Source organism: Pseudomonas panipatensis (genome assembly GCF_900099785.1).
GTDB lineage: Bacteria > Pseudomonadota > Gammaproteobacteria > Pseudomonadales > Pseudomonadaceae > Pseudomonas > Pseudomonas panipatensis.
The window spans coordinates 158,656-177,524 of the sequence record NZ_FNDS01000003.1 but is presented as its reverse complement, the minus strand read 5'-3'; the positions used below and the strand labels follow the sequence as shown (position 1 = coordinate 177,524).

15 protein-coding genes are annotated in these 18,869 nt (G+C 66.1%); 6 read left to right on the top strand and 9 right to left on the bottom strand.

Translation table 11 applies throughout. From position 1 onward, the window contains the following. Positions 1 to 45 precede the first annotated feature (45 nt). Positions 46 to 825 carry a TSUP family transporter gene (locus BLQ74_RS08685; RefSeq protein WP_090262156.1) on the top strand — a complete coding sequence of 260 codons (780 nt, stop codon included), beginning with the start codon at positions 46 to 48 and terminating at the stop codon, positions 823 to 825. Between the two features lie 9 nt (positions 826 to 834). Here the strand turns inward: BLQ74_RS08685 and nudC are convergent, their stop codons facing one another. The 8 genes from nudC to BLQ74_RS08645 form a co-directional block, all read right to left on the bottom strand. After that, the gene (nudC, locus tag BLQ74_RS08680) at positions 835 to 1,686 is read right to left on the bottom strand and encodes an NAD(+) diphosphatase (RefSeq protein WP_090262155.1); all 852 of its coding nucleotides are present in this window, start codon (positions 1,684 to 1,686) and stop codon (positions 835 to 837) included. Continuing rightward, a complete protein-coding gene (locus BLQ74_RS08675) occupies positions 1,686 to 3,374 on the bottom strand; it encodes a FimL-related protein (RefSeq protein WP_090262154.1) in 1,689 nt (562 codons plus the stop codon). Before BLQ74_RS08675 ends, nudC begins: the two co-directional genes overlap by 1 nt. 39 nt (positions 3,375 to 3,413) lie before the next feature. Next, complete coding sequence (locus BLQ74_RS08670; RefSeq protein ID WP_090262153.1) at positions 3,414 to 4,226, bottom strand: crotonase/enoyl-CoA hydratase family protein; 813 nt, start codon at positions 4,224 to 4,226, stop codon at positions 3,414 to 3,416. A 159-nt stretch (positions 4,227 to 4,385) separates the two neighbouring features. After that, positions 4,386 to 5,738: an amino acid permease gene (locus tag BLQ74_RS08665; protein ID WP_090262152.1), complete on the bottom strand. Its 1,353-nt coding sequence runs from the start codon at positions 5,736 to 5,738 to the stop codon at positions 4,386 to 4,388. 61 nt (positions 5,739 to 5,799) lie between these two features. Next, positions 5,800 to 8,067: an Orn/Lys/Arg family decarboxylase gene (locus BLQ74_RS08660; protein WP_090262151.1), complete on the bottom strand. Its 2,268-nt coding sequence runs from the start codon at positions 8,065 to 8,067 to the stop codon at positions 5,800 to 5,802. 198 nt (positions 8,068 to 8,265) lie between these two features. After that, positions 8,266 to 9,009, bottom strand: coding sequence for a DNA polymerase III subunit epsilon (gene dnaQ, locus BLQ74_RS08655; RefSeq protein WP_090262427.1), 744 nt, complete (start codon positions 9,007 to 9,009; stop codon positions 8,266 to 8,268). Positions 9,010 to 9,065: 56 nt separating this feature from the next. Further along, complete coding sequence (gene rnhA, locus BLQ74_RS08650; protein WP_090262150.1) at positions 9,066 to 9,509, bottom strand: ribonuclease HI; 444 nt, start codon at positions 9,507 to 9,509, stop codon at positions 9,066 to 9,068. A gap of 93 nt (positions 9,510 to 9,602) precedes the next feature. Next, positions 9,603 to 10,364 carry a class I SAM-dependent methyltransferase gene (locus BLQ74_RS08645; RefSeq protein WP_090262149.1) on the bottom strand — a complete coding sequence of 254 codons (762 nt, stop codon included), beginning with the start codon at positions 10,362 to 10,364 and terminating at the stop codon, positions 9,603 to 9,605. A 119-nt stretch (positions 10,365 to 10,483) separates the two neighbouring features. Here BLQ74_RS08645 and gloB point away from each other — a divergent pair, with 119 nt between their 5' ends. Beyond that, entirely contained in the window at positions 10,484 to 11,263 is a 780-nt protein-coding gene (gloB, locus tag BLQ74_RS08640; protein ID WP_090262148.1) for a hydroxyacylglutathione hydrolase, read from the top strand. Between the two features lie 79 nt (positions 11,264 to 11,342). Further along, positions 11,343 to 12,932 (top strand): LysM peptidoglycan-binding domain-containing protein, encoded by a 1,590-nt coding sequence (locus tag BLQ74_RS08635; protein WP_090262147.1) that lies wholly within the window; start codon positions 11,343 to 11,345, stop codon positions 12,930 to 12,932. A gap of 11 nt (positions 12,933 to 12,943) precedes the next feature. Here BLQ74_RS08635 and BLQ74_RS08630 read toward each other — a convergent pair whose 3' ends face one another. Next, positions 12,944 to 14,386, bottom strand: a complete 1,443-nt coding sequence (locus BLQ74_RS08630) for an HDOD domain-containing protein (protein WP_244507162.1) — start codon at positions 14,384 to 14,386, stop codon at positions 12,944 to 12,946. A 523-nt stretch (positions 14,387 to 14,909) separates the two neighbouring features. On the opposite strand from BLQ74_RS08630, the gene BLQ74_RS08625 reads away from it, so the two are divergent. Genes BLQ74_RS08625 through BLQ74_RS08615 form a run of 3 tightly spaced genes read left to right on the top strand, consistent with a single transcriptional unit; the run spans position 14,910 to position 18,869 of the window. Next, entirely contained in the window at positions 14,910 to 16,757 is a 1,848-nt protein-coding gene (locus tag BLQ74_RS08625; RefSeq protein WP_090262146.1) for an extracellular solute-binding protein, read from the top strand. Further along, on the top strand, positions 16,757 to 17,845 hold the full coding sequence (locus BLQ74_RS08620) for a microcin C ABC transporter permease YejB (RefSeq protein ID WP_090262145.1): 1,089 nt from the start codon (positions 16,757 to 16,759) through the stop codon (positions 17,843 to 17,845). Before BLQ74_RS08625 ends, BLQ74_RS08620 begins: the two co-directional genes overlap by 1 nt. A 4-nt stretch (positions 17,846 to 17,849) precedes the next feature. Beyond that, positions 17,850 to 18,869 (top strand): ABC transporter permease, encoded by a 1,020-nt coding sequence (locus BLQ74_RS08615; protein WP_090262144.1) that lies wholly within the window; start codon positions 17,850 to 17,852, stop codon positions 18,867 to 18,869.

The window sequence follows — 18,869 nt, the reverse complement described above, 5'->3', positions numbered from 1 at the left end:
CGGCCAGTCGCACCGTCGCAGCCTTGAAACCAGGTCGTACTTTCCATGCCTTTCGAACTCGCCGCAGACCCGCTCACCCTGTCGATTCTCGCCGCCGTGGCCTTCCTCGCCGGCTTCATCGACGCCATCGCCGGCGGCGGTGGACTGCTCACCATCCCCGCGCTACTCACCGCCGGCGTACCGCCACACCTGGCCCTGGGCACCAATAAACTGAGTTCGACCTTCGGCTCCGCGACCGCCAGTTACACCTTCTACAAGCGCAAGCTGTTCCACCCGAAAAAATGGCGCAACGCCCTGATCGCCACGGCCATAGGCGCGGCCATCGGCGCCTGGGCCGCGCACTTGCTGCCAGCGGAGTGGCTGAACAAGATGCTCCCGGTCGTGGTGTTCTCCTGCGGACTCTACATGCTGTTCGGCGGCACGCCCAAGGCACCGCTGGACGCCGACGCCAGGGTCGGCCAGCTACGCCAGTGGCCGCAGGGCCTGGGCCTGGGTTTCTACGACGGCGTGGCCGGCCCCGGCACCGGCGCCTTCTGGACCGTCAGCAGCCTGCTGATGTACCCGCTGGACCTGGTACGCGCCAGCGGCGTGGCACGGACCATGAACTTCGTCAGCAACTTCATGGCGCTGGCGGTGTTCATCGCGTCCGGCCAGGTGATCTGGCTGATGGGGCTGTGCATGGGCAGCGCGCTGATGGTCGGCGCCTACCTGGGCGCGCGCACCGCCATCGGCGGCGGCGCCAAGTTCATTCGCCCGGTGTTCATCCTGGTGGTGCTGGCGCTGACCACGCGCCTGGTCTGGCAGCACTGGTTCGGCGCGGCCTGAGCCGCCGCCTCAGGCGCTGCCTTGTCCGCCGCCCGACAGGAGCGGATCAGGACGGCCGGCACGGCGCGCGAGGAAGCATTCGATCAGGTAGCGGGCAATGGAACGCTCGGCCGGCAAGCGCGGCAGCGCATCCACCGGGAACCAGCGGGCATCCTCGATCTCATCCGGCTGCGGAACGATCTCGCCACTGACGTACTCGGCGTGGAAGCCCAGCATCAGCGAATGCGGGAAGGGCCAGGACTGGCTGCCCAGGTAACGGATGTTGCCGATTTCCAGCCCCACCTCTTCACGCACCTCGCGCGCCACGCAATGCTCCACCGACTCGCCGGGTTCGACGAACCCGGCCAGGGTGCTGTACATGCCCGGCACGAAGCGCGGCGAGCGCGCCAACAGCAGCTCGTCGCCACGACTGACCAGCACGATCATGCTCGGCGACAGCAACGGATAACGCTGGATATCGCAGGGCTCGCAACGCATCGCGCGATCACGCGGCATGCGCTGCATGGGCGCGCCGCAACTGCCGCAGAAACGGTTTTCGCGCGCCCAGGTGCCGATCTGACTGGCGAAGCCGAGCATGGCGAACAGGTCTTCTTCGGCCTGCAGCATGAAGTGCCGCAGACCGATCCAATTGCAGCCGTCCAGCGCATCCGGCGTGTCGACTTCGAGCAGGTAGACGGCATCGCCGGCGAAGTGGCCGATGCCATGCTCGGAGAGCACCCGCAGGTCCTGGCGCTTCAACCAGTCGCGCGGGAACAGCACGCCATTGCTATCGCCAAGGAACTGCTGCTTGCAGTGCGCCACGGCCCAACCGCCCGGCGCCGCCGGGTCGAGAAAGGCGGATTCCCAGCGTCCGCTACGCATCAGGCGGCCACCTCAAGCCCCAGGGCGCGCACGCTCCGGCTGGCCACATCGAGCACATCGGGCTGACCTTCGGGACGCAGCACGGCACCACCCTCCAGGTAGTATTCAAGGCCGGTGAGCGCATCGGCCAGGGTCTCCAGCATCTGCTCGGAAGGCATCTGCGGGGTTTCGATCATCTGCAACTGAATATAGTCCGCGCAGGCGCCGACCAGGGCCGCCGCGCGCTCCTGGCCGAGGAACCACAGACCGCCGCGAACTGCCTGCAGGGTGGAAGGAATGTTGGCCAGGTGCAACTTGTCGCCATTGGACTCCAGGTAGGCGGTGATCGCCCGCTTGGCCAATGCCAGGCCGCCGCGCGACTCGTCGATCACCACGATGCGCGCCTCGGCGAGCTGGTGCGCGGCGAAGGAGTTGGCCTCGCTCGCATCGTTGGCGGCATCGCTCGGCGCAACCAGCGCCGGGCGCTCGCCACGCTGCAGACTGGCGACCATGCTCTCCACGTAGAGCAGCGCATCGGCCAGGGTGTTCAGCGCCGCCGACGACTCCACCGCGCCTCTGGCGGCCCAGCCGGAAACGATCGCGACCTGTGCCTGCAAGGCAGTGGCGGCGGAATTCAGGCCGACCATGCCGAGGGTCTTGCCCAGCTTGCCCAACTGACTGTGCAGGGTGCCCAGCGCATCGCTCTGCGACACGCCGCGCTCGATCAGGTCGAGTTGATCCTTGACCGCGGTCAGCTCCTCCTGGATCGCCGCCGACAGCGAGCGCATCACCGATTGGCCGGGGCCGGACAGGCGTTGCGATTCGTCCTCCAGCAGGTGATCGGTGAAAGGCAGCGGCGCCAGGCCGAAGACCTCGCGCAGCTCGGTGGCACGTGGGCCCTTGCTGTCGGCCAGGGCGGTGAAGTAGAGCAATTCCTTGAGCAACTGGCGCGGCGCCTCGTAGCGCTCGTTGGCCAGCATCTGCTTGAGTTCCCGGTCGATCCGCGAGAACAGCTGCTTGCGCGTCTTGCGCGGCAGCATCTGCGCGTCCACCAGCGCCTCCAGGGCCCCTGCCCCGACCCAGCACAGGCGGGTGCGCGGCGTGTAGCCGAAGAGCGCATCCAGGCGCGCCAGGGCCCGGCCCATGAGCTTCAGCCCCGCATACAGGCTTTGCTCGCGGAACAGCCCGAGCAGGCCGACCTGGTACATGTGCCGCAGGCGACGGATTTCCTGCTTGAGGTCAGCCACCGCGGGCACTGGCCGCTGCGCCGCCGGGCGCGGCAGATCGAGGCGCGCGCTGAAGAAGAAGCTTTCCGGCAAGGCCGGCTGCCCCCCGGCCAGGCGCACATCGTTGATCGCCGGCAGCAACAATTCGGGAATTTCCTGGCGGTTGGCTTCCAGGTTTTCCAGGTAGCGGCGCAGCACATAGAGGGCATTGCCCAGCGCGGCGAGCTGGCCGTCGCGCTCCTCGCTGACGCCGGTGGGAATGTCGGTGGCCAGTTGCAGCGCTTCCTGGGCCAGCAGCTCCGCACCGACCAACTCGATCAGGTTGAGCGTGCCGCGGATCTGCGCCAGGCACTCGACCGCCTGCTGCAGCAAGTTGCCGTTCTGCCGCTCGGCAATGAAATGCTCGAGGTTCTGCTCGGCCTGTTCCATGGTGGCGAACAGTTCGTCGCGCACCAGACTGAGGGACGTGGCTCCAGTGACCATCGGCCTATTGCGCCTCCTGCGCAGTAAATAGGAAGAGCATCAGTCGGCGAACTCGGGCTGTTTCTTGCTCATGTGCGCGGCCATGGCCAGTTGCAGATCGGCGGATTGCAACATGGCGGCGTTCCAGGTGGCGATGTATTCCAGGCCATCCTCCACGCGGTGATCGCGGGCATAGCGGATCATTTCCTTGGTGCCGCGAATGGCGATCGGCGATTTCGCGGCGATCTGCCGGGCCAGCTCGAAAACGCCGTCGAGCAGTGCCGACTGATCGGCGAAACTGCGGTTGACCAGGCCGATACGCGCAGCCTCGTCGGCGCCGAGCATGCGCCCGGTGTAGGCCAGTTCGCGCATCATGCCGTCGCCGATCAGACGTGGCAGACGCTGCAGGGTGCCGACGTCGGCCGCCATGCCCATGTCAATTTCCTTGATGGAGAACTGCGCGTCGGCGCTGCAGTAGCGCATGTCGCAGGCCGAGATCAGGTCGATGGCGCCGCCCAGGCAGTAGCCCTGGATGGCCGCGATGACCGGCTTGCTGCATTCATCGATGGCATTGAACGAGGCTTGCAACTCGAGGATTTTCTTGCGCAGCGCGCGGGCGTTGCGGCCCACGTCCTTGCCCAACTGACTGCCGGCCTGGGCCAGCAGCATCAGGTCGATGCCGGCGGAAAAATGCTTGCCGGCGCCGGAGATGACCACCACGCGGACCTCGTCGGTCTCGTCGGCCCAGCGGAAGATGTCGACGATCTCACGCCAGAAATCGGCGTTCATTGCGTTGACTTTGTCGGGACGGTTGATGATGACGTGGGCGACCTTGTCGGCCAGTTCGACACGGAATGCGTTGTACTCGGTCACGGAGGTGATCCTCGGAGATGCCCTGCTCTGCTCTGCGCGGCAGTTCTTATAGTGATGACGCGCCACTATAACAAGGCAAGGACAAAAGTCGATGCCAGGCTATGTGACGCAGGCCACGCCCCCGGGACATACGCCAGCCGCGGCGTAGAGCCGCGCCGGCTATTGCGCCGTCGGCGCCGGCAAGCCAAGCCGGCGGTTGTGCCACTGCCGCCAGGTGTAGATGGGAATGCCGGCCATGAAGACCAGGAAGCCCCAGAAAATCGCCTGCTCGCCGGTGCCATAGAGGGCCCAGAGCGAATAGAGGAAGCCGAGGCTGCCGACCGCCACCAGGCGCGGACGGGAGCGCGGCGAGAACTGCTCCGGCTGCACCGCCAGCAGTTGCAGCAGCGCCGCGGTGCAGAAGGCATAGGGCACCACACCGGTCATGGTGCCGAGGAGAATGATGACGTTGAACACCTCCACCAGGTCGCCCTGGCCATCGATCAACACCAGCGCCGTGACCAACAGGCCCGAGGCCCACAGACCGTTGGCCGGCGCGCCGTGCCTGTTCAGCTTGCCGAGCGAGGCCGGGAACAGCCCGTCGCGCGCCGGCGCCACGGGAATCTGCCCCTGCAACAAGACCCAGCCGTTGAGCGCGCCCAGGCAGGCGATCACCGCACCGGCCGCCACCAGGTAGTAGCCCCAGTCACCGAGCAGGATGCGCGCGGCATCGGCGAAGGGCGAGGAGGACTTGGCCAGTACCTCCGGCGGCATCAGGCCCTGCACCGCGGTGATCGAGAGGATGTACACCGACGCCGCGGCCAAGGTGCCGAACAAGGTGGCGCGCGGGATGGTGCGCTTGGGATCGCGGACATCGTCCGCCGGCACCGTGGCCGACTCCAGGCCGATGAACGACCACAGGGTCAACGCCGCGGTGGTGGCGATGGCCTTGGCATAACCCATGTTGGGCAGTTGTTCTCGGGCGGGAATCGCCAGGTATTCAGGATGGAAATGGAACCAGCCGAGCACCCCGACCAGCAGCAAGGGGATCAGCTTGAGCGCGGTCAGCAGGTTCTGCATCACGGCGAAAGCGGCGATGCCCCGCAGGTTGACGAAGGTACAGAACCAGATGAAGGCGATCGCCGCGACCACCATCAGCACCGGGTCGGCCAGCGCCGGAATGAACACCCGCAGGTAGCCAACCAGGGTCACGGCGATGGCGGCGTTGCCGATCCAGGCGGCCTTCCAGTAGGTCCAGGCGCACAGGTATCCGGCGAAGCTGCCGAAGCCGTCGCGGGTATAGGCATAGGGGCCGCCGGCGCCCGGGTTGAAGCGCGCCAGGCGGGCGAAGGTGAAGGCCAACAGCACCGCCCCGGTGGTCGATACCAGCCAGCCGAGCAGGCTGAGGCCGCCATAGGCGGCCAGACTGGAGGGCAGCAGGAAGACCCCGGAACCGACCATGTTGCCGATCACCAGCGCCGTACAGCTCCAGAACCCCATGCTGCCTTGCTTGGCAGGGCCGCCCTCGCTCATCCCAACTCCTTAGACGCTGCCGGCGCTCACGCAGTGGCCCGCGTTGCGAATGCCGCCGGCCTCAGCCGTCGGCGTTTTCCACGATGCACTCCACTGTATAGCAGCGGCCGCCCTCGCCGTCCTGCGATTGCAGGCCATGCACATCGGAGTCGAAGCCGGGGAAGCGGCGCTCGAAGGCCTGGGCGAACAGCAGGTAGTCGACGATCGAGCGGGTCGTCTCGGTGAAACGCTCGCCCGGCATGATCAGCGGAATGCCCGGCGGATACGGCACCAGCATCACCGCCGCGATGCGCCCTTCGAGCTGCTCGATGGGCACCGCCTCGACCTCGCCGCGGACCAGCTTGACGTAGGCATCCGCCGGACGCAGCGCGACCTCCGGCAGCACCGTGTACATGCGCTTCATGGCCTTGGCCGTGGCGTGCTCGCGGTAACAGCCGTGCAGCTCGTCGCACAGATCGCGCAGGCCCATCCCGGCATAACGCGCGACACCGGCCTGCAGCACGCTGGGCAAGGCCTCGGCCAGGGGCGCGTTGCCGTCGTAATTGCGCTTGAACTCCAGCAGCTCGGTCACCAGGGTGCTCCACTTGCCCTTGGTCACGCCCATGGAGAACAGCACCAGGAAGGAATACAGGCCAGTCTTCTCCACCACCAGGCCGCGTTCCCAGAGGAAGCGGCTGACCACCGCCGCCGGGATGCCCTGCTCTTCAAGGCGCCCGGCCGCGCTGAGTCCGGGCGTGGCCAGGGTGACCTTGATCGGATCGAGCAGCACGTAGTCCGCTTCCACGTCGCCAAAGCCATGCCAATCGGCGTCGGGCTCCAGCAGCCAGTCGGGGGTACGCACCTCATCGGTGCCCTCGGCCCCTGGCGGCTGCCAGACACAGAACCACCAGTCCCCGGCCGCCAGGTTCTGCCGCACGTTGGCCAGCGCCCGGCGGAAGCTCAGGGCCTCATCGAAGGTTTCCTGGATCAGCGAGCGCCCGGCCGGTCCCTCCATCATCGCCGAGGCCACGTCCAGCGAGGCGATGATGCCGTACTGCGGCGACGTGGAGATGTGCATCATGAAGGCTTCGTTGAAGCGCGCGCGATCGAAACGCCGGGCGCCGCCGTCCTGCACATGGATCATCGACGCCTGGCTGAAGGCGGCGAGCATCTTGTGCGTGGAGTGCGTGGTGAACACCAGCGGGCCGCTGTCGCTGCGGCTGGTGGCCATGCCGTAACGGCCGGCATAGAAGTCATGGAAGGCCGCGTAGGCGTACCAGGCCTCGTCGAAGTGCAGCACTTCGACGCTGTCGCCCAAGGCCTGCTTGATCAGCTCGGCGTTGTAGCACAGGCCGTCATAGGTGGAGTTGGTCACCACCGCCAGCCGCACCTTGGGTTCGCGGCCGCGGGCCAGCGGGCTGGCGGCGATCTTCGCGGCGATGGATTCGCGGCTGAACTCGGACAGCGGAATCGGCCCGATGATGCCCAGCTCGTTGCGCTCCGGGCACAGGTAAAGCGGAATGGCGCCGGTCATGATGATCGAGTGCAGTACCGACTTGTGGCAGTTGCGATCGACCAGGACCAGGTCGTCGCGACAGACCATCGAATGCCAGACGATCTTGTTCGCCGTCGAGGTGCCGTTGATCACGAAAAACGTATGGTCGGCGCCGAAGTTGCGCGCGGCGCGCGCTTCGGCCTCGGCCAGCGGCCCGGTATGGTCGAGCAGCGAGCCCAGCTCGGGCACCGACACGGACAGGTCGGAACGCAGCGTGTTCTCGCCGAAGAACTGGTGGAACGCCTGCCCCACCGGGCTCTTGCGGTAAGCCACGCCGCCGCCATGGCCGGGCGTGTGCCAGGAATAGTTGGACTGCGCGGTGTGCTCCACCAGGGCACGGAAGAACGGCGGCAGCAGGCCTTCCAGATACTTGCGCGCGGCGCGCGAGACCTGGCGGGCGAGGAAGGGCACGGTGTCTTCGAAGAGGTAGAGGATGCCGCGCAACTGGTGCAGGTCGGCCATGGACTCGGCCGGCGCGTTCTCGATGGTCATCTGCTCGCCGAGGGCGAAGATCGGCAACTGCGGCGCGCGCACCCGCGCCACGCGGATCAGCTCCACCACATCCTGCAACAGGCGCTGGTTCTCCCCCGCCCCCTCGGCGGCGACCAGGATGCACGCCAGACCATGGTGGGTCGAGGCGACGATGCGCCCCTCGGCGGCGCTGGCGGTGGACAGGATGCTGAAGCCGTCCTGCTCCAGCTCGCGGGCGATGCCGCGCACGCGGTCACCGGCGACGGTATCGGCCTTGATGTCCCGGTGAACGATGAGGATGGGGAATTTTAGGTCTTTGTACATTGTGAGCCCCGAGTGCTGACGGAGGCTTTCCGTCGATGCGACCCAGAGTAATGGCTCACTGTTCGTGCGGGAATACGACCGGCTGACGGCTGTAATAAAAGGTCGCATCCACGGCAGAAAACGCCGCTTGCCACCCATGCCAGGCCAGCCCGGAAAAAACAAAGGCCCCATGCGGGGCCTTGGCTGATGCGGCAGGCGTCACTCGGTCGCCGCCGGCGCCTCCAGTTGCGCCCACAGCGCCGGGCCACCGGCGGACTTCTCGATCGCCGCCAGCCGCACGGCATGGGCGGCCAGTTCCGCCTCGCTGGCGCGGATCACCCGGGTCAGCGCGCGGCCCGCCGGCAAGCGCCGGATGGCACTGGCTTGCGGCCGCCCGCTGCCATCACCCTCGGCCCCCTGGCCGGCGAGCGACAAGCTGGTCTGGCCGCCGGTCATCGCCAAGTAGACGTCGGCAAGAATCTCGGCATCGAGCAAGGCGCCGTGCAGATCACGGCCGGAGTTGTCGACGCCATAGCGCTTGCACAGGGCGTCGAGGTTGTTGCGCTGCCCCGGATGGCGCTCGCGAGCCATCATCAGGGTGTCGAGCACCGAGCAGTAGTCACTGACCTCGGCGCGCTCCTGCTGGCCGAGCAGGGCGAACTCGTTATTGATGAAGCCGACGTCGAACGCCGCGTTATGGATGATCAGCTGAGCGCCGTTGATGAACTCGAAGAAGTCATCGGCGATCTCGCGGAAGCGCGGCTTGTCCTTCAGGTATTCGTTGGTGATGCCGTGAACCGCGATGGCGCCTTCGTCCACTTCACGGTCAGGCTGCAGGTAGACATGGAAGTGGCGGCCGGTCAGGCGGCGGCCCTCCAGCTCGACGCAGCCGATCTCGATGATCCGGTGACCATCGGTGACCGGCATGCCAGTGGTTTCGGTATCCAGTACGACGCTACGCATCTTCAAGACCTTGGATTCGGAGAACGGAAAAGGCGCCCCCTGGGCGCCCGGTAACACTAGCGCGGCAGTTCGGCGACGCCGCGGTTGGCGAGCATGTCGGCGCGCTCGTTGCCGGGATGCCCGGTGTGTCCGCGCACCCACTGCCACTCGACATTATGCCGGTTGACCTGCTCGTCCAGCGCCTGCCACAGGTCGGCGTTCTTCACCGGCTGCTTGGCGGCGGTCTTCCAGCCACGCTTCTTCCAGTTGGGCATCCACTCTTTGATGCCCTTCATGACGTATTCGGAATCGGTGACCAGGCGAATCTCGCAGGGCCGCTTGAGCGCCGCCAGGGCCTGGATCGCCGCGGTCAGCTCCATGCGGTTGTTGGTGGTCTCCAGCTCGCCGCCCCAGAGTTCGCGCTCGGCGCCCTTGTAGAAAAGCACGGCGCCCCAGCCACCACGCCCCGGGTTGCCCTTGCAGGCGCCATCGGTATAGATCTCGACCTTGTCTTCGCTCATATCGCCTTCAGTCCAGGCCCGCTCCGATCCACGGCAACGACTGCCGCCAGCATTCACGCGGGGAACAGCCCCACGGACACGCAGCGGGCGATTTTACACGTCAGAATCGCGTCGGCTGACCTTGGCCACCGGCAGCGGCACCAGTTGGCCGCGTGCCTCGCGCCGGGCCTGGCGCAGCGGGCGCAGGCCGACCACCAGCTTGCGCGCCACCAGCAGGTAGAAGCCGGCGCCGGAGCCCTTGAGGCCCTTGCCCCAGCGCTCCATGCGCGCCAGCCGTGCCTGCCAGGCCGCCGAAGCGAGCGGCGGACGATAGCACCCGAAGCGGCGTTTCTCCAGCGCGAAGCCCAGCAGGTTGAGCCAGTCGCAGACCCGTCCTGGCGAGATGCAGCGCGCACGGCGCAGACCATCGCGGGCAAAGTAGTGCCGCAGGCCCCAGGCACTGCGCGGATTCACTCCGATCACCAGCAAGTGCCCCCCGGGCCGCACGCTGCGCGCCGCCTCGCGCAACAGTCGGTGCGGCGACAGACAGAAATCCAGCCCGTGCTGCAGCAGCACCACGTCAGCGGCATGCTCGCCCAGCGGCCAGGCGCATTCGTCGCAGGCGATCTCCACCCCCGGCAGTGGCGGCCCAAGGCGCACGCCACGCTGGATATTGCCCGTGCTCGAAGGCAATTCGGCATGCGGGCCGTAATGCACCAGATAGCCGCCGAAGTAGCGTGCCAGCTCATCGGTGAGCAAGCGCTGCTCCTCGGCGAGCATCATGCCGCCCACCGGCCCGGCCAGCCAGTCGCGCGCTTCGGCGATCAGCTCCAGCCAGTCGGCGTCGGCCTGGGCGAAGGCTTGTCGTTCCATCATCTGCACCCCTGCAACAGCTTGACGCCCCGCGGCAGGACCACGGGGCCGACTCTGACGCACACAGGAAAGACCATTCGCACTACTATGCGCCAACCCATCCCGCTTAGCGACGTCCAGCCATGATACAGATCGACGCTCTCCCCGCCTTTTCCGACAACTACATCTGGCTGTTGCAGGATATGACGCAGCAGCGTTGCGCGGTGGTCGACCCGGGCGACGCCGCGCCAGTCGAGGCCTGGCTCGCCGCGCACCGCGGCTGGCGCCTCAGCGACATCCTGGTTACCCACCACCACCATGACCATGTCGGCGGCGTCGAGCGCCTCAAGGCCGCCACCGGTGCCCGCGTGCTCGGCCCCGCCAGCGAGGCGATCCCCGGCCGTGACCTGGCCCTGGAGGACGCTCAGCGCGTCCAGGTGCTTGGCCTGGACTTCGATGTGCTGCACGTCCCCGGCCATACCCTGGGGCACATCGCCTACTACCATGCCGATGCCAACAGACCGCTGCTGTTCTGCGGCGACACGCTGTTCGCCGGTGGCTGTGGGCGCCTGTTCGAGGGCACCCCGGCACAGATGCACACCTCGCTGAGCCGCCTTGCCGCGCTGCCCGGCAGCACCGAGGTCTACTGCACCCACGAGTACACCCTGAGCAACCTGCGCTTCGCCCGCGCGGTGGAACCGGAAAACCCGGCCCTGCTGGCGCGCTTCGAGGAGGTCAGCCGTTGGCGCGAGCAGGGACGGATCAGCCTCCCCTCATCCATCGCCCTGGAGCGTGCGACGAATCCCTTTATTCGCACGTCGGAAGCCTCTGTCAGGAGGGCAGCCGACGAGTGGAAACACCAGAAAAACCAAGGGCCGGAAGAGGTTTTCGCGGCAATCCGCCAGTGGAAGGACAAATACTGAGGGCTGGCGAAATCTTGACCAAGCACGATGCGGTTCCTAGAATCCCGGAAATTTTTGCCTCGGACACAGTCATCAGCCAATGCCGCCAAAGACCAGTAAGACAAGCGATCTAGACGCATTGGCTCGTGCCATACGAGTCTCCCTTCTGCTGGGCGCAGGGGCCCTGGCCGGCTGCCAGAGCAGTGGCCACGTGGTGCCGCAGGACAGCGCGTACAAGCCGGCCAACCGCGCCGTCGACGTGCAGTTCAACCCCGCCTTCTCCGACAATTCGGCGGATATCTGGGAGCGCATGCGCCACGGCTTCCAGCTGCAACAGGACGTCACCGACACCAACCCGCGCATCGAGCGCCAGCGTCTGTGGTTCGTCAGCAACCAGGCCTTCATCGAGCAAGCGTCCGAGCGCGGCAGCCCCTACATGCACTATGTGGTGGAACGCCTGGCCGAGCGCAACATGCCCCTCGAACTGGCCCTGCTGCCGGTGATCGAGAGCGCCTACAACCCCTTCGCCAGCTCGCGCGCGCAGGCCGTCGGCCTGTGGCAGTTCGTGCCGGCCACCGGCAGCCACTTCAACCTGCGCCAGACCAGTTGGTACGACGGGCGCCGCGACATCAAGGCCTCGACCAACGCCGCGTTGACCTACCTCAGCCGCCTGCATGACATGTTCAACGGCGACTGGCTGCTCGCGCTGGCCGCCTACAACGCCGGCGAGGGCACCGTCAGCCGGGCCATCGAGCGCAACCAGAAGCTCGGCCTGCCGACCGATTACTGGAACCTGCCGCTGCCCCAGGAAACCCAGGACTACGTGCCCAAGCTGCTGGCCCTCTCGCAGCTGGTGATGTCGCCCCAGGCCTACGGCATCAGCCTCAGCCCGATCGCCAACGAACCCTACTTCAAGGCTGTGAAGATCAAGCCGGGACTCGACCTCTCGCGCGTCGCCGCCCTGGCCGACCTGAACGAAGACGAGCTGTACCAGCTCAACCCCGCCTTCACCCGCCGCGTCACCCTGGACGGCCCGCAGCAACTCCTGGTGCCCAAGGCCAAGGTGGCCAAGCTCAAGGCCGGCCTCGCCGCGCTGAAGCCGCAGGACATGATGTCCTGGAAGGAACACCGCGTGCGCAAGGGCGACAGCCTGAAGAGCATCGCCGCGCACTACCAGATCAGCGTCGCTGAACTGAAGAACGCCAACCACCTGGGCGCCGCCCGCCTGCGCAATGGCCAGACCCTGATGATCCCGGGCCAGGGCAATCGCGCGCCGGCGCTGGAAAGCCCGCGCCAGGTCGCCCAGGCCGAGCGCCCGAGCAGCAACGCCAACGGCAATGCCAGCCGCAGCTACAAGGTCAAGAATGGCGACAATCTCTGGCAGATCGCCCACACCACCGGCGTAGGCGTCGACGACCTGAAACGCTGGAACAGCCTCGACAGCCACGGCGTCAAGCCTGGCCAGGTACTCAAGCTGCAGGGCGGACAGCAATTGGCGGCGCGCGCAAGCGGCAAGTCCTCACAGGACGCCGTGACCTACTACAAGGTCAAGCAAGGCGACTCCATGTACCTGATCGCCAAGCGTTTCAATGTCGAGATGCAGCACATCAAGCGCTGGAATCCGCGCAGCGCTCACGCCCTCAAGCCGGGGCAGACGCTGACCCTCTACCTCGACACCGCGAGCCGCTGAAACGACAACCCTCAGCGCTGGCTGAGGGTCTGCAGGCAGCGTCCGACCATCTGCGCGAAGCGCTGGAAGGCGATGAATTGCTCATGGCGCAGGGCCCGTCCGGAAACGCGATTGTCGGCGTAGATCACGCCGATCTGGCGCTTGCCGGCGAGCAAGGGGGCAATGAAGAACATGCCCTGCCCCAGGTGCTGGCGTAGCGCCTGGGTCATCAGGTCGTTGAGCCCATAGCTGGCTGGAACGCCCATCCACAGGCATTCGCGTGCCTTCAGCACATAGTCGAACAGATGCGCATCCGCGCCACTGCCCACCGGCAAGTCGAAACCCGCCAGCCATTGCCCAGTGCCCTCGCCCAGCGCGCGGCGGACCCGGTAGCGCGTCTGCTGCTCGGCCAGTACCGCCACCATCACCCGCTCCAGCGCGAGCCCCTGGTGCAGTCCGCTCAGCAGGTTGTCCAGCACCGCCTCGATACCGGTAGGCGCGCCGCTGAGTGCGACCAGTTGCTGCAGGCAACGTCCCGCCAGTGCCGCATCGGGCTGCAACAAGGCGGCACGACGACGCTCGCGCTGCAGGCGAATCTGCTCCGGATCGGTCTGCGGAATCAGGCTGCACAACCGGCTCGCGCCAAAGGTGGCAGCGACCTTGACCGCCTCCTCGGCGCTCGCCAGGATCTGCGGCAACACCTCTTCGCGGGGGAGCTGGGTGAAGGTCGCGACCTGGTCGATCAGCGCCTCCATCGCCGCACAATCCCAACCGCCCAGCGCCGCTTCGCTGATCCGCACGCCCAATGCCACCGCCCGCGCCGCGGGGTCTTTCTGCGCGCTGCTGGAGAGCGCCAGGCCGATGTTCTCGCCCAACCCCCAACTGCGCGCCAGGCCCAGGGTCAGTTGGCGGAAACTGACGCCAAGCACTTCGCGCACCGCGGCATCGGCGTCCTGTCCGGGCTGATCGAGCCGCGCCGAAAGCTCGTCCGCCTGTGCCCCGCCGGCGCCCCAGAACGCCAGCTCGCCGACGTTGTACAAGAGCGCGGCGATGAACACTTCTTCCTGCTGCCGGGACAACACGAAGCCCGCGAGATTGCGAGCCTGGACCGCGGCGTGGAAGGCCCGTGCGAGCAGCTCCAGCAACTGCTCGCGCGGCGCCTTGCTGAGCAGGCCGTCGATCAGGCTGACCGATAGCCCGATCAGACGCACGTTATCGAAGCCGATCAGCACGATGGCCCGCGAGATGGTGCGGATGCTTTCCTGGGAAGGGTTGTAATAGACGCTGTTGGCCACCCGCAGCACCTGCGAGGTCAGGCTGGCGTCACGCAGCAGCACATCCGCCAGTTGCTTGACCGAGGACTGATCCTCCGCGGCAAGCTGCTGCAGGTCCTGAACCACCGCCGCCAGCACCGGCAACTCGGCCTCGTTCAGGCGCTCGACCCAATATTCCAGACCCTGATTGGGAGCGACCACTGGGAACCTCTCGAAATGCAGGAAAACGCTGTTGCGCCGATGGTGGCAATACGCCCGCCTAGCTTACTCTTTTTCCTACAGATACAAGCTGTTACTGTAGCCCAGCGCCAGCCTGCGAGCGCTCGTCACCAGCGAGTGTAGCGCTCTACCACGCTGCTTTTGAGACAACCAGCGATTACTGACGGAACAGGCTTTCGGACCAAACGACAAAGCCAGCCACCGGCCGCGGCAACCCTCAGGAAACCTTGGCCATGCGTCCCGGTCTACTCGCCCGGAATCCGCGTTAGCCCATCACCCCGTCCGAGCGTCAGCCGAAGTTCTCTCATTCTTGCCGGCGCGGACACCGCCGCGCTTGCGCAGGGTGCTCCGGACCCAGTACAAACAACGCCAACCCGAATGGACCCGACGACCGCATGATGCCCATGACTCCGCCGCACGCAGCCCGCACCCCCTGGCCACTCTCCAGCAACGGCGTCGCGCGGGCTCCGGGAGCGGTCACGGAGATGTCGATGGAGGCCGGGCGATGAAGGCTTCGCGCGCACGCTTGTTCGCCGGCTTGCTGCTGGGCCTGCTGAGCGCTGCCGAGGCGGCCCCGCAGCATGCCATCACCCTGTACGACGAAGCGCCGAAATACCCGGCCGACTACCGCCACTTCGACTTCGTCAATCCGGCCGCGCCCAAGGGCGGCACCCTGCGCCTGTCCGACTTCGGCGGCTTCGACAGCCTCAACCCGTACATCCCCAAGGGCAACCCGGCCTCGCAGATCAACCTGATCTACGACACCCTGACCTTCCACTCCCTGGATGAGCCCTTCACCGAATACGGTCTGCTCGCCGAAAAGATCGAGAAGGACCCGGAGCAACGCTTCGTACGCTTCTACCTGCGCCCGCAGGCACGCTTCAACGATGGCACCCCGGTCACCGCCGAGGACGTGGTCTTCACCTTCGAAACCCTGATGAAGCAGGGCGACCCGATGTACCGCAATTACTACGCGGACGTCGACAAGGCGGTGGCCGAGGACAGGCTGCGCGTGCGCTTCGATTTCAAGCGCGCCGGCAATCGCGAACTGCCGCTGATCCTCGGGCAACTGGCGATCCTGCCCAAGCACTGGTGGGAACACCGAGACTTCAGCAAGACCAACCTGGAGCCGCCGCTGGGCAGTGGCCCCTACCGCATCGCCAAGGTCGACCCCGGCCGCTCGATTCGCTACGAGCGCGTCAAGGACTACTGGGCCAAGGACCTGCCGGTGAATCGCGGTTTCTACAACTTCGATGCGGTGGTGGTGGACTCCTACCGCGACATGACCGTGGCCCTGGAGGCCTTCAAGGCCGGGCAGTTCGATTTCAACGAAGAGCGCATCGCGAAGAACTGGGCGACCGCCTACGACTCACCGGCGGTGCATGACGGACGCATCGTCCGCGAAGAGCTGCACAACGATAATCCCTGGGGCATGCAGGGCTTTGCCTTCAACATCCGCCGCCCGGTGTTCCAGGACGCCCGGGTGCGCGAAGCGATCAGCCTGCTGTTCGACTTCGAGTGGACCAACAAGCAGATGTTCTTCGGCGCCTACAAGCGCGACGCCAGCTATTTCGAGAACTCGGAGATGGCCGCCCACGCCTTGCCCGACGCCGATGAGTTGAAAATCCTCGAGCCGCTGCGCGACAAGTTGCCGGCGGATGCCTTCAGCAGCGTGTTCAAACCGCCACAGAGCGATGGCAGCGGCATCATCCGCGAACAGAAGCGCAAGGCTTACCGCCTGCTGCTGGACGCTGGCTACAAGATCGTCGACGACCGTATGGTCGGGCCCGACGGCACGCCGCTGACCTTCGAGTTCATGCTCGCCCAGGCGGATTTCGAACGCGTCCTGCTGCCATACAAGCGCAACCTCTCGGAGCTGGGCATCGACATGCAGATCCGCCTGGTGGACGTCTCGCAGTACGTCAACCGCCTGCGCAACCGCGACTTCGACATGATGGTCGCCAGTTGGCCGCAGTCCAACTCGCCGGGCAACGAGCAGCGTGAGTTCTGGCATTCGAGCAGCGCCGACAAGCCCGGCAGCCGTAACTACATCGGCCTGCGCGACCCCGCCATCGACACCTTGGTGGAAGGCCTGATCAACGCCGACTCGCGGCAATCGCTGGTACTCCACGCCCGCGCCCTGGACCGCGCCCTGCTCTGGGGCCACTACGTGGTGCCCAACTGGTACCTCGACACCTGGCGCCTGGCGTACTGGAATCGCCTGGCGCACCCGCAGAAGCTGCCGCCGTACAGCTACGCCCTGATGACCTGGTGGCAAGCCCGCGAAAACGCGCAACCCGCCCAGACCGGCGCCAACCCCGCCGCCACCGCCGAACCGCAGGGACCGAACTGATGCTGGCCTATATCCTGCGGCGCCTGCTGCTGATCATCCCGACCCTGCTGGGCATCCTGCTGATCAACTTCATCATCATCCAGGCCGCGCCCGGCGGTCCGGTGGACCAGATGATCGCCAAACTGCAGGGACTCGACTCCGCCAGCGGCGGCGCCACCGGGAGAATTTCCGGCGGCGGCAGCGAAGTCGCCTCGAGCAGCAATTCATCGCACTATCGCGGCGCCCAGGGCCTCGACCCGGAACTGGTGAAGGAAATCGAGCGCATGTACGGCTTCGACAAGCCGGCGCCCGAACGCTTCTGGATCATGCTGAAGAACTACGCGCACCTGGACTTCGGGCAGAGCTTCTTCCGTGACGCCAAGGTCACCGATCTGATCGTCGAGAAGCTGCCGGTGTCGATCTCCCTGGGCCTGTGGAGCACCCTGATCATGTACCTGGTGTCGATCCCGCTGGGCATCGCCAAGGCGGTGCGCAACGGCAGCCACTTCGACATCTGGACCAGCTCCGCGATCATCGTCGGCTACGCCATCCCCGCCTTCCTCTTCGCCATCCTGCTGGTGGTGCTGTTCGCCGGTGGCAGCTACTGGGACTGGTTCCCGCTGCGCGGACTGACCTCCAACAACTTCGAGCAGCTCAGCCTCTTCGGCAAGATCAAGGACTATTTCTGGCACCTGGCGCTGCCGATCACCGCCCTGGTGATCGGCAACTTCGCCACCATCACCCTGCTGACCAAGAACAGCTTCCTCGATGAAATCGGCAAGCAGTACGTGGTGACCGCACGCGCCAAGGGGCTGACCGAGCGCCAGGTGCTCTACGGCCACGTCTTCCGCAACGCCATGCTGATCATCATCGCCGGCCTGCCGTCGGCCCTGCTCGGGGTGTTCTTCACCGGCTCGCTGCTGATCGAGGTGATCTTCTCCCTCGACGGCCTCGGCCTGCTCAGTTTCGAATCGGCGCTCAACCGCGACTATCCGGTGGTGTTCGGCACCCTGTTCATCTTCACCTTGTTCGGCCTGATCATGAAGCTGGTCAGCGACGTCCTTTACACGCTGGTCGATCCGCGCATCGACTTCGAAAACCGGGAGTGATCCGATGCGCCTGTCTCCCCTCAACCAGCGCCGCTGGGCTCGCTTCAAGACCAACAAGCGCGGCTGGTGGTCGCTCTGGCTGTTCCTCATACTCTTCGTCCTGAGCCTGGGCGCGGAGCTGATCGCCAACGACAAGCCGCTGGCGGTGCGCTACGACGGCCAGTGGTACTTCCCGGTGCTCAAGCGCTACCCGGAAACCGTCTTCGGCGGCGAATTCCCCCTGGAAGGCAACTACAAGTCGCCCTACATGCGCCAACTGCTGGCCGAGAAAAACAGCTGGGTGCTCTGGCCGCCGATCACCTACAGCTACGACACCATCAACTACGACCTGCGCGTCCCGGTGCCCTCCGCGCCGAGCCGGGAAAACTGGCTGGGCACCGACGACCAGGCCCGCGACGTGCTGGCGCGGGTCATCTACGGCTTCCGCATCTCGATTCTCTTCGCCCTGGTGCTGACCGTGCTCAGCTCGTTGATCGGCGTACTGGTGGGCGCCCTGCAAGGCTTCTACGGTGGCTGGGTCGACCTCCTCGGCCAGCGTTTCCTGGAGGTCTGGTCGGGCCTGCCGGTGCTCTACCTGCTGATCATCCTCGCCAGCTTCGTGCAGCCGAACTTCTGGTGGCTGCTCGGCATCATGTTGCTGTTCTCCTGGATGAGCCTGGTGGACGTGGTGCGCGCCGAATTCCTCCGTGGCCGCAACCTGGAGTACGTGCGCGCCGCGCGCGCGCTGGGCATGCGCAATGGCCAGATCATGTTCCGCCACATCCTGCCCAACGCGATGATTTCCACGCTGACCTTCATGCCTTTCATCCTCACCGGTGCCATCAGCACCCTGACCTCCCTGGACTTCCTCGGCTTCGGCCTGCCGGCCGGTTCGCCCTCGCTGGGCGAGCTGGTCGCCCAGGGCAAATCGAACCTGCAGGCGCCCTGGCTGGGCATCAGCGCCTTCGTCGTGCTGGCCCTGATGCTCAGCCTGCTGGTGTTCATCGGCGAGGCTGCACGCGATGCCTTCGACCCGAGGAAATGA